Consider the following 17,220-nt stretch of genomic DNA (forward strand, 5'->3'; position numbering starts at 1 on the left):
GATTCAACCCTACCGGGCTATTCGGTAATAATCGGAAACTCAACGAAGAATTGAGATCCCTTTTCAAATTCACTTTCACACCAGATGCGACCATCCAGTGCCTCCACATACTTCTTGACTATGGCCAGACCGAGCCCTGTAGACTCTTCACCATCGGTAGGTTTGGAGCTCAGTGGCTGGAATTTGCTGAACAGCAATTTCTGCTCTCTCTTGGATATTCCCTGTCCATTGTCAGCTATTTCTATTTGATAGTAATCTCCATCATGAGTTAGCATAAGTCTAACCTCAACCCGACCATTTTTCTGAGTGTACTTGATGGCATTGGTGAGCAGGTTGCTGATGATTTGGTTAAAATACCCTTTATCTGTTTTGCTGATGAGTGTGTCTACCTTCGTGTCGATGGAGAGGGCGATTTCTTTTTTGTCAGCCATTGCCTGTACAGCTTGCACTTCCGTTTGCAGCAGTTTTGCCACATCATGTTCATGCAAATTGAGATGTACATTGCCGGAGTTGATCGCGCTGACATTCAGAATACGAGAGATGAAACTCTCCATCCGGTCTGAGGATTCGATCACATGTCCTAAAAACTCCTCTATCTTCTCATCACTTTTTTCGCGAAGTACCAGATTGGTATATCCTTTAATCAACTGTAAAGGGTTTCTTAGGTCGTGAGATACCACACTGATGAGAAAGTCTTTCTCTTCATTGAGATCTGTGAGCTGCTTGTTTTGGCGATTTAGCGTTTCTTTTTGCTTTTCTATTTCTTTGGTACGTTCCACCACTTTTTGCTCCAGTGTATCATAGAGCATGGCATTGTGTACGGTGATGGCGATCTGTCCAGAGAGGAGTGATAGTAAGTCAGTTCGTTCAGTATTGAAGCTTCCTTTGGTGAGTCTATTCTCCAAATAGATCATCCCAATCAGATTTTGCTGGTGAATAATCGGGAGACAAAGTAAGCTTGCGATGTTGATTTTGGATAGATACGGGTCTTTCTGGAAACGCTCATCTTTGGATGGTTCATCGAGCAGCACGGTGTCTTTGGTTCGAAGCACATATTGCATTACTGAGACCGGAAGAGATTCATCTTCCGTGATGGGTTTTGGTGAGATCATCCGTGCACCTTCCTCGGGCGTGGTGACCGCATGTAGGTTTGCCTGACCATTCTCTATGAGGATGAAAGCACCAGATTGCGCACCGGCATTTTCCACCACTATGTCCAGAAGAGTAGGTATGGCCTTGCTCAGCTGAATCTCACTGGAAATAGTGCTGGCAGCTTTCAGAACTGAGGCCAGATCTAGCAGGTTATTGCCACTCATAGAGCCAAATGAGAAGGAACCCTCCGTAAAACTAGTTTGAATATCTCGTTTTCGCTCTTCGATAATAAACGGAAACTCTTGTTTTAATGCATCCACCTTGCTCATGGCGCCCCACTTGCGGTAGCTCTGCAAGGCTTTGGTGAGATAGTAGGTTTGTAGTGCCTCATCGTTCTTGCCAAAGAAGTATCTCCCAGCCAACTCATAAACCAGTGCTAGCTCCTGGAGATATTCATTTTCCTGTGCTTTGACTATTGCTTTGTCATAGAGCTCTTTGGTCTCCTGGGTACTTTTGGAGGTAAGTGTTGCCAGCTCAGCTTCAACAGTCAAATACTTGTGGGCAAAGTTCATTGGAGCACTTGCAGCCCATTTTTTCATTTTCTTTTGATTGGCCTTAGCTCGCTTGATCAGTTTACGTTTAGCCTTAGGGTCTTTACTTGCCAGTCGGATACAGTTGAGCGAGTCATAGAAATAGGCCACTGGCACATAAGCTGTACTCAAAACTACGTCCAGTCTGGATATGCACTCATCAGCGGCTTGCAGTGCCTCCTTATTTCTACCAAACAGGTAGTTTAAGTACAATTTGTTGTATGCTATGTGGAAGTGAGCGGTGCCATCCTGAGCCAGTTCACCGCCAGAGCTCAGCAATTGACGTTCACTGAACGTATCACCTTCCAGCATCCACGGTTGGTTGTTTTCCAGAGCAATCAAGTTGGCAATCCCCTGGTAGACAATCTTCTGATAAAGGAAATAGCCTTTTTGATTGAGCGTTTCCATTTTGTCCAGAAACAACTCCATTTCCTGGGTCACTTCAGTGAGGTTGTTGCCTAGCAGGTAGCTGGTGTAAGACTTCTGAAATGCCGAAGTAGCTGCATACTGGTTATCACCGATTTCTAGTGAGACCAGATAGGCTTCTTCGGTTGGTTGCTGACTTTCCTTGAGGTGATATTTCCAATGGTTGATGAACGTGTGGTAAATGATCAGCGTTTTGGGTACCACTGCTTTGTTATTGCCAGATCGCTCCAGCAGTCTCAGGGAGAGCTGACCAAACTCAAGTCCTCTATCAAACTCACCTAATACACCACAAAGTATAGTTCCGTAGGCTCCATAAAATGGAATGGAATCCATCGAGTTGCCATACTTCAAGGACAGCTGCATGGATTTAAAAATCATTAGAGGAAATAGCTTGGGGAAGCTGTGATAGGAAGCGGTGCTGATGCTGGTCATCATGTTGATAGCAAGTGCCATACTCTCATCTTCCATTTCAGGTAATCGTTCGAAGTATTCAGAGGCCTTTCCTCTGATCAATAGCTTGGTAGTAATGAGGCCTTTTAGGATATGGGAATCCTTGGGAGTAGAGGGCAATTTGATTCCGGCCATTCTGAGAATGGACAGCCCAAAATTGATCAGTTCTTTGTGTTTGCCTTGAGCGATGTATGACTGAATAAAGATGTTGTAGGTCTGCAGTTTTTCGATTTTGGCGGATGCCTTATCCAAAAGGATATTTCCAATCGACTCCATTTGGTCGTAGTTGCCCAGCAGGTAATTGCTCTCCATGGTGGATAAGAATATGGAGAAACACAGGTCGTGATTGCTGGACCAATGCGTGTCTTGTAAGTGTTGCTGTGCAATCTGGAAATAATTCAGAGCTGAGTCGTTGGCGGTAGCATCGGCTGCCTTCTGGCCGGCATCAGCATTTAGTCTGGCTAGCGTGAGTAGATACTGCTCGTCATTTTTTGGAACTCCCAGATTAAGTTGGTCCACCACATCGAATACCCGATCCGGATCTGCATCCAGATCTATCCGGTCCAGAAGCAATTCTCCTATTTGTTGGTGTACTTTTGACTTTTCCTGTTCAGGGATAAGTTCGTAGGCCGCCTGGCGTATTCGATCATGAGCAAATCGATACACCATGCTGGATTGGGTATCCAACGGATTCATGCTTTTCATGAGAGCGATATCGTTCTCGCTTTCTTCGACTACCAGTAACTGTTCGATCACGGCTTGCCATAGGTCTTCCAGCAATTCCGTAGATTCTTCCTGGATGTAATTAAGCGTCTGAAGATCAAAACGGTCCCCCACACAAGCCCCAAGTGTCAGTTGCTTTTGTACGCCAGGTTCCATTTTTCTGAGCTTCTCAATCATGAATTCCACCACATTATCGGTAAAGTTGGTGGACTCCAGACCTTTGGTATTCCATGTCCATTCACCGCTCTTTGAGTCAAACCAAACCAGTTGGTTCTCGTAGATCGACTTCAAAAACTGGTTGACAAAGAAGGGGTTTCCGGCAGTTTTGCCATAGACAATGTTGGACAGTACCCTGGATTTAGACTCGGATGTTTTGAAGGTGTCCTGTATCATTTGTAGCACATGCTCAAACTCAAGGTCATTCAAATGAATTTCCTGAATAGCAACCCCTTGCCGGGGTAGTTCCTTAAAAACCAGGTTGGCTGGATGTGAAGGATACAATTCATTATCCCGGTATGCTCCGATAAAATAAAAATAGTCGAGCTCTTGGTGAGTGACCAGATGTCGGATCAGTTTCAGAGAGGCATTGTCTGCCCACTGGAGATCATCTATGAACAAAACCAGAGGATGCTCAGCGTTTGCCAGTGCTTTTATGAATTGACTAAATAGGTAGAAAAATCGATTTTGAGCTTCATTGATGCCCAGGACCGGGAGTTTCTCTTGTTTACCAATGATCAGCTCCAGATTTGGGATCAAGTCGGTAATGAGTTTGCCCTGGTCACCGAGAGCATGGGAAATTGTGTCTTTCCAGTTGTTAAGCCGTTCCTCATTCTCAGAAAGGAGAAGTGTCACAAAACTGGATAGTGCTTGAGTAATGGCCTGGTACGGTCGGTCTTTTTGATATTGCTGATGTTTTCCTTTGATGAAATAACCTTTCTTATAAGTGATCGGTTTGTAGATCTCGTAAATCAGGGATGTTTTACCGGTGCCCGACTTACCAGAAACCATGGTGACCTGTCGTGAACCCTGACCTATAGCGCTAATGCTAGATACGAGTGACTGGATTTCAGTTTCTCGTCCATAGATTTTGCTAGGTACCCGAAACTGACCAGATTCGTCATTTTCGGCCAGGTCAAATTTCTCAATCTGAACTTTCATGGCCAATTGATCCATGCATTTTTGCAGGTCATTGAAGAGCCCCTTGGCCGACTGGTAGCGATTTTCGACGTTTTTCTCCAGTAGTTTAGCTAGTATGTCAGCGAATACTTCTGGTATTTGAGCATTGATGGAGGAGGCTCTTGGAGCAGTCATGGCCAGGTGTGCGTGAATGAGCTCCAGTGGATCCGTTTGGGTAAAAGGCAGCTGTCCTGTAAATAACTCAAACAGTACCACACCTAGCGAATACAAATCCGAACGATAGTCCACAGCATGGTTTACTCGTCCAGTTTGCTCTGGAGAGATGTAGGGTAATGTGCCCAGAAGCTGATCACTCATGCCCTTGACATTCAGTTTGATATCCACATTAATCGCCAGGCCGAAATCAATTAACCGGATGTCGCGGTTATAGTCAATCAAAATATTATGAGAACTGATGTCTCTGTGGATCAGCTTGTGCTGGCTGTGTACTTCATTTAGACTTTCAGCCACCTTCAGAGCTATTTGTAAGCATTCGAGGAACGAAGGAGTGTTGTTTTTTCGCCATTCCTTGAGTGATTTGCCATCAAAATATTCCAGTACGAGGATTGGAGTTTGTTGGTCTTCTATCAGATCCAGAGAAGCTCTGATTCCTTTGGTTTTGATATTTCGAAGGAACTTGTCCTCGTTGTAAAGCTGAGAGGAGTGAGGGTGATAGTTGTAGTCCTCTTTCATGACCTTCAAGATCACCTCCTGCCCATAGGTATCATCACTCAACTGGTAGATTGAGGAATTAAACCCTTCTGCTATTTTCGATGCCTTGTCTAGTAGGTTCATGAATTGCTGATTAGCCGCCTATCCAAAAGGACAGTACAGCACTCAAATATATCCAGACCCCACAGATCAACCCATAAATTGAAGCATGTAATGGTCCCTTATTCGATGAACGGGTGAGTAAAAACGGTAAGGATAGAGAAATCAAACCTTCGCATATAATCACGTAAACTGGCGCATTGAAGATCATCGGTACATTTTGATGATACCACCACCAGCCGGCATCTTTGGCCAGGTGCTCATACAATGGGATGTACATACCGCCAGCCACTCCCAATATGATTGAAGCTAGTCCCCAGCCTTTCCAGTTACTCAAGAGGATGCCGTAGTAGCCAAGTTGTATCAACACATTGGCCCAGGCAAAGGGCATATATGCTGGTGATGACCAGATCATGGCTTCTTTTCCCGGGTAAACCAGGTTATTGATGGTATCTACCAGGTAATGGTCCGTGAACAACTCCAGGATGCCAGCGATGGTACCGAGCAGGAGCAGCTTGATCATGGTGGGGTGTCGGGTGATCAAAGTATAGATCACATAAATAGCGAATAAGGAATAGGTGATAATAGCTGCAGATAATGGCCCAGCTTCCAGTACACTGCTTCCTATAGACCAGCTCATCAATAGTCCTTGAGTGATTACGATAAACCAGGTTAGGTGTTTGTCTGTTGGGTTGTTCATGGATCGGTTAGTTAGAATTGATTAATACCCCAGTTTTCAGTCAGCGAAGGCGGAATCAGGAATCTCACCTGTTTGCCCTCGTTGTAATGCCGGATGTATCCCTGGAGCATCAGTTTGTTAAACTCCCCAGTGACTTTTTGGATGATGACATGGTGTTCGGCTTTTGATATCCTGCCCGTGATGATCTGTGATAGTTTTAAGAACAGGTGATCTTTTAGGGTGGAATGGTCTGAAATACCAATCATTTCTGAGAGCCCCAGACCGGTAGCTTTCTCAATGTCCTGAAAGAAGTACCAGATCATGTACTCCGGTACTTCATCAAAGAGATTTCCAGGTATCATGTGCTTGATAAAAGCCTTACAAGAGTTTGTGAGCGCTTCTCCTGGCTCTGACTTGGCCGCTTGGTGCTTTAGAATCGCACAAGCCAGCTCCCAGTTGTCTTCAAACGTGTCTGCCAGTAAGTCCTCATGAAGTCCGATCAGGTGACCTATCACTTTCCAGCAGTGTGTGTAGGCATTGATTTGTTCATCGCTCAGTTGAATGCCCAGTTGTCCGAGTCCACTAAGTATGACAGGAGAAAAAGACATGAGTGTGCCGGCCAGATCTTCTTGATTGATTGGTTCTCCCAGCTTATTGCTGTCCCAACCTTTGGGATTGTATTTTGGGGTCTTCAGGAAGTGCCTAATGGACGCATGGATTAATCGTACTTTTTGTACGGTGATGATTCCTGAGCCATTTGGTTCTAACCCGCCGGGCTGCAAGACATTCACTACCATCTGGGCCGTTTCCATGAGCCGGCGAACCAGTGGGTCTACCTTTCCATTATGCTCCAGGAGTCTGCCGGTATCAAAAAGTACCGTTGCACCATTAGCACAGGTGTAGCACATGGGGAGTGATTTTACATTCAGCAGCATAAACACCTCTGGTCCATATTCGCTAAATACTTGCTGTCCTTTGGCAATGAGCTGTTGATCAGCCCAGGCAGGAAGTTTTCCGGATTCGTCGAAATAGTTGGTAATGAGTTCTTGAATTCGTGGAGGAAAATGATCTAGAAGTGATGAATGAAAACTCTGATTGCGATGGAGTGTGGCGAAGATTTCATTGATGCGTTCTTCGAATCCTTCATCTATGATCGCGGCGACAGTCTGATCTGCTAGAGGGTCGGTTATTCCCCGGTATTTTTGAAGATTTTCCAGGGTTAGGTTAGTCTTTGAAAACATGTAAGCTTGTCTATGGTCAGCTTCTAAAATACAGTGAAATTAGAATCTAACTTTCAGCTTTGGGAAAGAATTTCTCATCGATAGTATTTTTCCCAGACAGTTTTGGATCGTAAAGAGCGGAACTGTTCAGCAGGGTTCGCAATCTTCTTCCTCAGTTTCAAACTCAATGGTGGCGTGATCTATGTGTTCTTCTTTCAAGAGGTCTTTTGCTTGCTGCTTGATGTCTGACAGGTCATCCAGCGATTTATATGGCTCCACCACCAGATGTATGGACAGGATGTTGTAGTTGCCATCCATAGTCCATGTGTGGCAATCGTGCGTGCTTTTTACTCCTTCCAGGCTTTCAAGCTTGTCATGGATTCGTTTTAGGTCTACCTTGTAGGGCGTGCCTTGCATGATAATTCTTACGGCCTCTTTCAGGTTTTTCACCACATTGTACAGGATAAATGTGGCAATACCCATTGCCAGGATTGGGTCAACTCTTGGAAAATCGAAATAATAAAGGGTGATGGCCGCTATCAGTGTAGCCACCCAACCAAGTACATCTTCCAGCAGGTGCAGGTATACGGCTTTTTGATTAATGGAGCTGCCACCATGTAGTTTCCAGGCAGCCAGACCATTCGCTGCTATTCCACCAATGGCGAAATAGATCATACCCTCTGCATCAGGTTGCTGTGGATTGATGAGCCGGGGTATCGCTTCTGAAAGGATGATAGTGGATCCCACTATTAGAATAATGGAATTGATCAATGCACCCAAAACCGAAAACCTTCTGTATCCATAGCTGAACTTCCTGTCACGACCTTTCATGGATAGTTTTTGGAAGTACCAGGCAGCACCAAGTGATAAACTGTCCCCCAGATCATGGAGTGCATCTGATATGATGGCAACACTGTTGGTATACAAGCCTCCCACCAATTCAATAGCCGAAAAAACAAGATTAATGAAAAAGGCAATCTTAATCTTGCTCAGCGAACCATCGTCTGGCAAATCATTGTGATCATGATGGTGGTGATGTGCCATATCTAGGTAAAGCTAATGCCTGAAAAATTGTTCTGAAATCACTTAGGATAATTTAATTCTGGTAGGGTTTTCACTCCTCTGGCCTTTCATTAATCAAATCCAACAATACTTTTTTATGCACATACCAGTTAAACTTTCTTTAGTTGCAGTGGCTTTGACGCTGCTCATCAGTTGTACGGAAGAAGAACCTGAAGTTCAGAATCAAACGCCAATTGTCTCCAGCCCAATAGCCGACCAATCGCTGGAAGAGGGTTTTCTGTCTACTTCCATTGATCTGATGGATGTTTTTTCAGACCCCGATAATGATGACCTTTCGCTCACATTTACGCAATCAAATGAGCAGGTAGTGGGACTGGCAATACAGGACTTTACCTTGACAATTACTGAAAAGGGCACAGGGACCACCTCGGTAACCATAACAGCTGATGATGGTAATGGTGAAACAGTTTCTGATTCGTTTATGCTGGCGGTAAATGAACAAGAAAACAATGCGCCTACTGTCGCATCTACACTTTCAGACCTGTCTTTAGAGTCGGGCTTTCAATCTGAAAGGATAGAACTAGCAGATGTATTTACCGACGAGGATGGTGATGAGCTTACTTTTGAGGCTAACAGTAACAATCCGCAGGTGGTCACCGTGAGAATAGAATCGACCACATTAATCGTAAGAGAACAGGGTGCAGGATCGGCCGTTGTGCAGGTCACTGCGACTGATGGCAGGGGAGGGATGATCTCCGACTCCTTTGGAGTAGAGGTTGCTGCTGGCAATTCTGACCCTACAGTAGCAAGCGAATTGGCAGATTTGACCTATTCTGTGGGTTTCGGATCGGATGATCAGGATATCGCACAGGTATTTGATGATCCGGATGGTGATGATTTGACTTACACTGTCGCTAATGGAGATGAGTCAGTAGTGACTGTGTCAATAGATCATACCACACTTTCCATTACAGAAGTTGGGGTAGGCTCGACCGAAATTTCAGTTACAGCAGATGACGGGAATGGAGGGGCTGTTTCCGAGTCGTTTATGGTAACTGTCAGTGAAGGTTCTGATGAAACGATTACCATAGATTTTGGTTCGAGTTCTGGGAATAGTGTTTTGATATCTACCTGGACTTCTGTTACCAATGCCACCGGTTATGTAGTGGTGATTAGTGATGATAGCAACATCTCTGATCTCACAGATGGTGATGACTCACCCGGCAGTACCACGTATTATGGCGTTGGGCAGCAGCGAGTGTATATAGGCACGGCTATTACATCACTGGAGATTACATTGCTCCAAGACTCTAAGTCTTATTCATTCAAAGTCTTTCCATACTCGGGGGATTATGTTTTTGATAACTCCCAAAGCATTTTTGAAATGAGCACTGAGTCATGTGAGATCACCAGTACCACTGAAAATCAGGTTTGTTTTGAGATTTCTAATGATAATCGAGTGATCTCTTCAAATCAGTATCCGAGTCATGCCACTGGAAACTTCCCAAATGCAGACCCTACAGCTACGCAAGTGACTAGAAATTTGACTCTATCTCCATCACAAGCCAATTCAGTAACTTATGTCTACAGTGAGACAAGTGGTCCCTCACCTCAAAATCGTGATTTTTATCAGTTTGGTATCGCTATCAATGGGGTGGAGTTTCACCCGATGGGTTTGAAGCCCTGGACCAACCCGGATACTGGAGAAGAAAACTGGAAGTGGCAGGAACAAGTCACCGAAGAAGGTCAGACAGACTTGGATGCTTATGGAGCGCACGTCACATCTAAAGGTAATTATCACTATCATGGCGATATAGTAGGGTTAGCTGCTGAGGAAGATGGATCACGACACTCTCTGATCTATGGCTTTGCTGGCGATGGATTCCCCATTTACTACAAGTACGGATATGTGGATGCCTCTGACCGGACCAGTGGGATCATGGAGTTAGAGTCCAGCTATCAGTTAAAATCCGGCACCAGATCTGGCACAGGCATAGCTGGTGAGGACTATCCAGACGGCAGTTATGATGGTACCTACATACAGGATTTTGAATTTGTAGCTGGACTGGGCCATTTGGATGAATGCAATGGTCGCTACGGAGTTACACCAGAATATCCAGATGGCACTTACTATTATGTTATTACTGCAGAGTTTCCAGTTACGCCTAATTGTTTTGCTGGTACGCCTGATGCAGACTGGCAGATTGGTCAATGATAGAAACTAAAAAAGCAGCCCTGGAATGTCCAGGACTGCTTTTTTATTGAGCGGGTAGCCATAAGTTAGAGTTCTTGCGCTCAGAGTAATTCACCAGACTTGATGGATAGTTGATCCAATCAACTTGTTTGGTGATGTGTTTGGTATCATCAAAGGTGAGAAGTGTAGTAAAGTGCATGGGCTCGAACGCTGTATCTCCCCATTTGAATTTCTTGAAATAACCCTTTATGGCTGCATTACCCTCTTCAATGATGATGGTTTCAATCACCAGGAGAGAATTATCCAATTGTTGAAAATTGGGGTTATCCCAATCCAAAAATTCTCTCAGAGCATTTTTTCCTTCGATTCGGTCACCGGTTATAATATCCTCAAAAACAACATTGGGAGCATAATAGGTCAGCATCTTTTCTACATCAGCTCGCTCGTTGTAAGTATGGTAGTAGTCACTGACGGTTTTGCTGAGGTCACTTTTGGTATTAGTGGTGCATGAAGCAACCAACATTCCGATCATCAGAAGGGATTGAATCTGTCTCATTAATTTGTTCTGTAGATGTTATTTAAATAAAACCGATATCCATGTGACCTCAACAATCAGCCGCCATATTTATCACAGCAGCAGGGTATTTCCAGAAGTCCTCGTTTTATCAGCAAACCAACATAAAAATCAATGCTGATATCTGCTTTACTTATCTATCTGGGTATTGTCTGCAATCCAATTCACTCAGAAGTGGTCGCAGAAGTTCGAATAGATAACTACGAAAATGAAGTATTTGTGGAGGTGGCGTTGGACAAGCGACTGCTCACTACCGCACTGATCATGGAGGCTGATTGCTCTCCTCAAACGATGCTTTCGGTCTGTGGTGGTGAGTATCTCTCAGCGCATTTGGCACTTACCGTCAACGATAGCTTGATGAAACTTCATTCTCCTACGTTTGAGATGTTCCAGAAGCAGGTGCTTTTTCGCTATTACCTGGGAGATATGGGTAGGCCAGTCAGGAAACTGACTGTGGAGTCAGATTACATGTTTGACTATCACAAGTACTCCATCGTGAAAGTGAAAGTTGGGGTAGACAATACCACCAAGTCTTACAATATCACCAATGAGCGCAGAAAAATTCAAGCCATCATTCAATAGAAATCTGTCAACCATGAAATACATATTATTGATCTTATCGCCTTTCCTAACATATAGTTTATATGCACAGTGCACCTCATCTGATGTGTATAATGTGGAAGATGCTAATGCTTACTGTTTTGAGATAGATGGTAATGTGAGACATATCTATGCCAATAATTATCCGGATCATGAAGATGATTACAATCAACAGCAGTTCACCTTGGCAGCTGGTGATTATGAGTATTTCATGTGTGCCTATCCTGAGCAGGCAGCCGAGTTTACACCTCTTTACGAAGAAGAGGAGACCACCGTGGGGTGTGAGTACAATTACCAGTTTGGTGTCTCCATTAATGGAGTTAGATATGATCCCAGCTCGGCAGTTACTTTTGAAAACTCTGATGGCAGCAATAACCTGGACTGGCATGTGGAAGCAACTGCGGCTACCAATGATATTGGTATCAATATGGGTGAAATGAACGGCGGTCACCTCAACCCAAGTGGAGAATATCATTACCATGCTGTGCCGTACGATTATTTCACTAGTGACCTGGGAATCGATGGGTCTGAGCATTCGCCGATTGTGGGGTATGCTGCAGATGGGTTTCCAATCTATTATAAATATGTCTACACCGATTCGGAAGATGCACTCAGTGCGATTACCACCGTATCTTCTGGATATACCCTAAAATCAGGTGATAGACCCGGAGATGGGTTCACAGCTCCTGATCAAACCTACGATGGCAACTATTACGAAGATTATGAATACAGTTCTACCAGTACGATCTTAGACGAATGCAATGGGCGATATGCTGTTACACCGGATTATCCATACGGTACATATTACTATGTCATCACCGATGAGTATCCATATATCCCGCGTTGTTTTAAGGGAACCCACGCTGATGACTCTTTTCGTGTAGGGCCTACGGCTGCCTGTTCGCCTTCTTCAGAGACCACTTCGGCAGCATGTGCTTCAGAGATCAGTGGATGCATGGATCCATTTTCGGATAATTACAACCCCAACGCCACAGTGGATGATGGTACCTGCACCTATTCTGCAGTCACCTGGAATGATACCTGGAGCAATACGTCCGGCCCTGGAGATGGCAATAACGTGGTGATTGCTACCGATTATGTATTTTCATCTGATGGTCAGTTCTCTTGCACCAACCTGACGGTATCGACCGGTGCCACGCTCACAGTTGACACGGAGGAAGCACTGGTGGTATTCGGTGATTTGGTCAATAATGGAAGCATCGTGGTGGCCTCCGGTGGATCTTTGATTACGTATAGTGATGAGAGCATGAGTGGCAATGACATTACAATCAAGCGAAATACGAGATATGCCGATGGTAAGTACAGTTTTGTGGGAACACCTATGAATCAATCCAGCTCGATCACTGGTGCTGATCTGGGCTCCTTCGTTTATAAGTACAATGAGACCACCGGATTTGCAGATCAGGGCTTGAATCGGTGGGAGGATGCTTCTACTGATCAGTTGGTTCCAGGCAAAGGTTATACACAGGCATTTCAGCAGGAGATTAGCTTTGTGGGGATACCCAATAGCGGAGATATATCTATAGAGGGCACCTTCACCGATCGTACCAATGACAATGTGGAGGGCTGGGTGTTCGTTTCCAATCCATATCCGGCAGCCATCAGCGTGCAGCGATTTATCAATGGAAATACCAATCTCACGGGTAGCGTTTATTTCTGGGATGATAATAACTCTCAATCAGCGAGAGGTTCTAACGCGGATTATATAGTCGCAAATGGTATGGCCACCACTCAGAGCTCTTCAGCTGGTAACCAGGATCGCTACAACCAACACATTGGATCTGCTCAGGGTTTTTTTGTGAAATTGCTGGATGAAACTAACCTTACCGTCAACTTCACCGAGGAAATGAGGGTAAGTGATAGCAATGCCGATGATCATTATTTCAGGACAGCTGATGTTTCATTGCTGCGCATCAATTTGGCTGATGCTACCGGATTATTCAAACAAGCTGTAGTCGGTTGGGTGCCTGGTATTGCGGACGGAGAGGTGAATCGATTGTACGATGCACCTGCACTTAATTATTTCGGTGATAATGCCATCTATTCAATGAAGCTGGATAGGGCATGGTCCATTCAGGGTATCTCCAACAGCCGCGAGGAGGTCCTTTTGGGGTACAATGTAGATAGCTCCGGTGATTATCAATTGACGTTGGAGGGTGAGGGATCTGTGGATCAATCCGTGTACGTGTTGGATCAGATGACCGGTGATGAAATCAGTTTAGATAGTCCATATTCGTTTTATTCACAGGCAGGGTCATTTACTGATCGGTTTGTTCTGGTCACTAATAGGTCCGTATTGGGAGCAGCAGAGACGGAAGGTTTGATTTACAGCTATCAAAAGCAATTGTATGTTCGTTTGAAAGAAGGAATGTCCTCCGTAATTAGGGTCTATTCGTTGACCGGGCAGCAGGTATTAGAAAAGTCAGTAGGAAGCTCCTCGCAGATTGATTTGAGTCATTTGAGCAATGGAGTTTATCTGGTAAGTGATGGTCTAAACATGGTTAAAATAGCATTGAAATGAAGGTAAAGAGATTGTTAATCCTGATGATTGGTTTAATGGCATTTGCTTTGGAAGCACATGACTTGAAAATTGCGCTGTTCGATGTTCGCTATGAAGGCGGTCAGATGTCCTGCTTTGTACGTGTGGATCGAGTGGAGTTTTTCAAAGCACTGGACAACACGGTTACCAATCAATCCATTCAGAGCTATGTGGCAAACCATTTCACCATGCAATTTGACGAAAAGAAGGCATCCCTGGCCGTGCTGGACTATGAGTTGCTTCCTGATTTTATAGAGATCGAACTGGAAGTGTCTGATTACATCGTCCGGCCAAAGCAAATCAAAGTGATCAACACCTTTTTGCTGGACCAGATGGAGGAACAGGAGAACGTGGTAAGGTTCAACTTAAATGATAAGACAAGATCATTTCGGTTGAATAACGAGCGGAAAGAAACACTGGTGAAATACTAATTCAATAACCAGCCCAGCTCAATAAAAAAAAGCGACCCTGGAGTCGCTTTTTTTGTGTCATCAGCTATGTGCTAGACCGTACGATCTTTATCAAATTGCTCGAGGTAATCAGCTACACGTCTCACAAACATTCCTCCAAGAGCACCGTCTACCACACGGTGATCATAACTGTGAGAAAGGAACATTTTATGACGAATGCCAATGAAATCACCTTGAGGTGTTTCTACCACGGATGGCTTTTTCTGAATCGCACCGAGTGCCAAAATACCGACTTGTGGCTGCATGATGATCGGAGTTCCCATCACATTTCCGAAAGACCCAACGTTAGACACGGTATACGTTCCGCCCTGCAGATCATCCGGTTTCAATTTGTTGTCTCGTGCTCTTCTGGACAGGTCATTTACTTTTTCGGTAAGACCAACCAGGTTGAGCTGATCTGCACGATGGATTACTGGCACAATCAAGTTACCTGTTGGTAAAGCCACCGCCATACCGATATTGATTTCACCTTTGCGCACGATCTTGTTGCCGTCTACCTGCACATTGATCATAGGATAGTCACGGATGGCTTTCACCACCGCCTCAATCATGATCGGAGTGAAGGTAAGCGCCTGACCTCTTTCTTTAAACTCGTTTTTCATCCGATTTCTCCAGTTGACCATTACAGTCACATCTGCCTCCACAAAAGAAGTGACGTGTGGAGAAATCTGCTTAGAGGCCACCATGCGATCAGCAATCATCTTGCGCATGCGATCCATCTCTATGATTTCGTCTTCACCACTGACGGTCACCGGCATTGGCTGAGGAGCTGGTCTGGATGCAGGAGTACTAGCCGCTGGTGCTGGAGCACTGGTAGAGGATCCGTTTTGACGATCTTTCACATACGCCAGGATATCTTTTTTAGTTACTCTGCCGTCTTGACCGCTTCCATCGATCTTTTCCAATTCACCTAATGAAATACCTTCTTCCTTAGCGATGTTTCTGACTAGTGGAGAGAAAAATTTATCACCAGACTTGGACGGTATCGGGTCGGATGCCACAGCTGAGGAGGCTGTTTCCATAATTTTTTCGGCTGTTTCTACAGCTTCTTTCTCCTCTGGAGCTGGTGTTTCTGCTGGGGTGCTGGCAGCTTCACCATCCGTTTCTATGATGGCAATTGGTTTGCCTACTTCAATTACATCACCTTCCTGAGCCAGGATTTCTTTCAAAACTCCTGCATGAGTGGATGGGATTTCCGTGTCCACCTTGTCGGTAGCTACCTCCAGGATGGATTCATCTTCCTCTATTGAATCGCCAATATTTTTAAGCCAGGAAAGCACAGTTCCTTCCATTACGCTTTCGCCCATTTTGGGCATGACCATTTCTACTTGAGCCATAGAATATTTTGTTTGTTGTTTATTTTCGGGTTCTACAAAGATAAATAATTTCGTCAATTGCTGGAAAAGTGAATTCTGAACATGTTTAGGGCGGCTAACGCACTAAATTTTATATTGAGAATTCTATCCTTAGAAAAATTAAATTTCTTAGCTACAGTTTTTTCCTTGTCTGAATAGGCTATCCATACAGTTCCGACAGGTTTTTCTTCGGTACCACCTCCTGGCCCGGCAACACCACTTATGGACAGTCCTATGTCTGCATGGAGCTTCTCACGAACAGCTCTAGCCATTTGTAAAACGACCTCTTCACTGACGGCTCCCTTTTCTTCCATTTCTGCTTTATTCACATCAAGTGAATTGACTTTTACATCATAATCATATGAAATGATCGATCCTTTGAAATAAGCAGAACTGCCAGGAATTGAAGTGATCATGTGTGAGAGGTATCCACCCGTACAGCTTTCCGCAAAGGCAATGGATTTTCCAGCCTTCAGCAACGTATCGCCTACCACTTTTTCCAATTCATCGTTACCAAAACCGTAGACGTACTTCTCTATGAGTGGAAGTGCCTGCGCCACCTGTTCGTCTATCGATTGCTGAAGTGCCGACTGATCATCACCAATAGCCGTTAGCCGGAGCTTTACCTGACCCATACTGGGTAGGTATGCTAGTTTGAGCTGAGGTGGGAGGTTTTTTTCCCAGTCTACTAGTTTCTCCGCCAAAGTAGATTCCGGAATTCCTACAGTTCGAATAATGTGATGCAAGATGATGCCACCAAAAAAACGTTCTTTTAGTCGTGGGAGTACCTGAGATGTCATGATTTCCTTCATCTCATAAGGTACCCCTGGCATGGATACAAAAATCGTTTGCCGTTCATCAAACCACATTCCAGGGGCTGTACCCATTTTATTGGTCAACTTGGTGCAGTTTTCTGGTAAGTCGGCCTGTTGTTTGTTTGCTCCAGATAGTTCACGTCCCTTGCTTTCAAATAGTGCTGTGATTTCTGCCAGAGCCTCTTCATTACGTTTCAAACCAACGTTAAAGTATTTCGCCAAAAGAGGTTTGGTCAGGTCATCATTAGTGGGGCCAAGGCCTCCAGTTATCAGGATGATATCGGCTCGTTGCTCAGCTTCCCTTAGGGTGGAGAGGATTTCTTCTTCCACATCTCCGATGGTGGTTCTGCGCCTTACTTTGATCCCAATTAAGTCTAACTGACTACTGATCCAATGGGAATTGGTATCAAGTGTTTGTCCATATAAAAGTTCGTCGCCTATGGAAATGATTTCGGCTGTTGTGGGCATGAGCAATCTGCTTTATTCTATATAGTTTTAAGGA

Annotated in this window: 11 protein-coding genes; 4 read left to right on the forward strand and 7 right to left on the reverse strand. The window is 44.6% G+C overall.

The features are described from left to right. Positions 1 to 17: 17 nt before the first annotated feature. The 4 genes from ACO067_RS19255 to ACO067_RS19270 form a co-directional block, all read right to left on the reverse strand. Complete coding sequence (locus ACO067_RS19255) at positions 18 to 5,252, reverse strand: protein kinase domain-containing protein (RefSeq protein WP_421877136.1); 5,235 nt, start codon at positions 5,250 to 5,252, stop codon at positions 18 to 20. A gap of 10 nt (positions 5,253 to 5,262) precedes the next feature. Beyond that, entirely contained in the window at positions 5,263 to 5,928 is a 666-nt protein-coding gene (locus tag ACO067_RS19260; RefSeq protein ID WP_421877138.1) for a DUF6989 domain-containing protein, read from the reverse strand. Positions 5,929 to 5,939: 11 nt separating this feature from the next. Beyond that, positions 5,940 to 7,148: an oxygenase MpaB family protein gene (locus tag ACO067_RS19265; RefSeq protein WP_421877141.1), complete on the reverse strand. Its 1,209-nt coding sequence runs from the start codon at positions 7,146 to 7,148 to the stop codon at positions 5,940 to 5,942. A gap of 126 nt (positions 7,149 to 7,274) precedes the next feature. Then, the gene (locus ACO067_RS19270) at positions 7,275 to 8,171 is read right to left on the reverse strand and encodes a cation diffusion facilitator family transporter (RefSeq protein ID WP_421877143.1); all 897 of its coding nucleotides are present in this window, start codon (positions 8,169 to 8,171) and stop codon (positions 7,275 to 7,277) included. Between the two features lie 115 nt (positions 8,172 to 8,286). Here ACO067_RS19270 and ACO067_RS19275 point away from each other — a divergent pair, with 115 nt between their 5' ends. Continuing rightward, positions 8,287 to 10,365 (forward strand): YHYH protein, encoded by a 2,079-nt coding sequence (locus ACO067_RS19275; RefSeq protein WP_421877146.1) that lies wholly within the window; start codon positions 8,287 to 8,289, stop codon positions 10,363 to 10,365. 43 nt (positions 10,366 to 10,408) lie between these two features. Here ACO067_RS19275 and ACO067_RS19280 read toward each other — a convergent pair whose 3' ends face one another. Then, positions 10,409 to 10,900: a nuclear transport factor 2 family protein gene (locus tag ACO067_RS19280; protein WP_421877148.1), complete on the reverse strand. Its 492-nt coding sequence runs from the start codon at positions 10,898 to 10,900 to the stop codon at positions 10,409 to 10,411. 132 nt (positions 10,901 to 11,032) lie between these two features. On the opposite strand from ACO067_RS19280, the gene ACO067_RS19285 reads away from it, so the two are divergent. From ACO067_RS19285 to ACO067_RS19295, 3 genes are read left to right on the forward strand one after another with little or no spacing between them, the layout of a single operon-like run. Further along, the gene (locus ACO067_RS19285; RefSeq protein ID WP_421877151.1) at positions 11,033 to 11,500 is read left to right on the forward strand and encodes a hypothetical protein; all 468 of its coding nucleotides are present in this window, start codon (positions 11,033 to 11,035) and stop codon (positions 11,498 to 11,500) included. 13 nt (positions 11,501 to 11,513) lie between these two features. Beyond that, positions 11,514 to 14,060: a YHYH protein gene (locus tag ACO067_RS19290; protein WP_421877154.1), complete on the forward strand. Its 2,547-nt coding sequence runs from the start codon at positions 11,514 to 11,516 to the stop codon at positions 14,058 to 14,060. Further along, positions 14,057 to 14,509 carry a DUF6702 family protein gene (locus tag ACO067_RS19295; RefSeq protein WP_421877158.1) on the forward strand — a complete coding sequence of 151 codons (453 nt, stop codon included), beginning with the start codon at positions 14,057 to 14,059 and terminating at the stop codon, positions 14,507 to 14,509. The genes ACO067_RS19290 and ACO067_RS19295 overlap by 4 nt, the downstream gene beginning before the upstream one ends. 71 nt (positions 14,510 to 14,580) lie before the next feature. Here the strand turns inward: ACO067_RS19295 and ACO067_RS19300 are convergent, their stop codons facing one another. Next, the gene (locus ACO067_RS19300) at positions 14,581 to 15,885 is read right to left on the reverse strand and encodes a dihydrolipoamide acetyltransferase family protein (RefSeq protein WP_421877160.1); all 1,305 of its coding nucleotides are present in this window, start codon (positions 15,883 to 15,885) and stop codon (positions 14,581 to 14,583) included. A gap of 53 nt (positions 15,886 to 15,938) precedes the next feature. Then, complete coding sequence (locus ACO067_RS19305; RefSeq protein WP_421877162.1) at positions 15,939 to 17,186, reverse strand: competence/damage-inducible protein A; 1,248 nt, start codon at positions 17,184 to 17,186, stop codon at positions 15,939 to 15,941. Positions 17,187 to 17,220: the final 34 nt, after the last annotated feature.

The sequence above is a fragment of the Marinoscillum sp. genome, assembly GCF_965229915.1.
Taxonomy (GTDB): domain Bacteria; phylum Bacteroidota; class Bacteroidia; order Cytophagales; family Cyclobacteriaceae; genus Marinoscillum.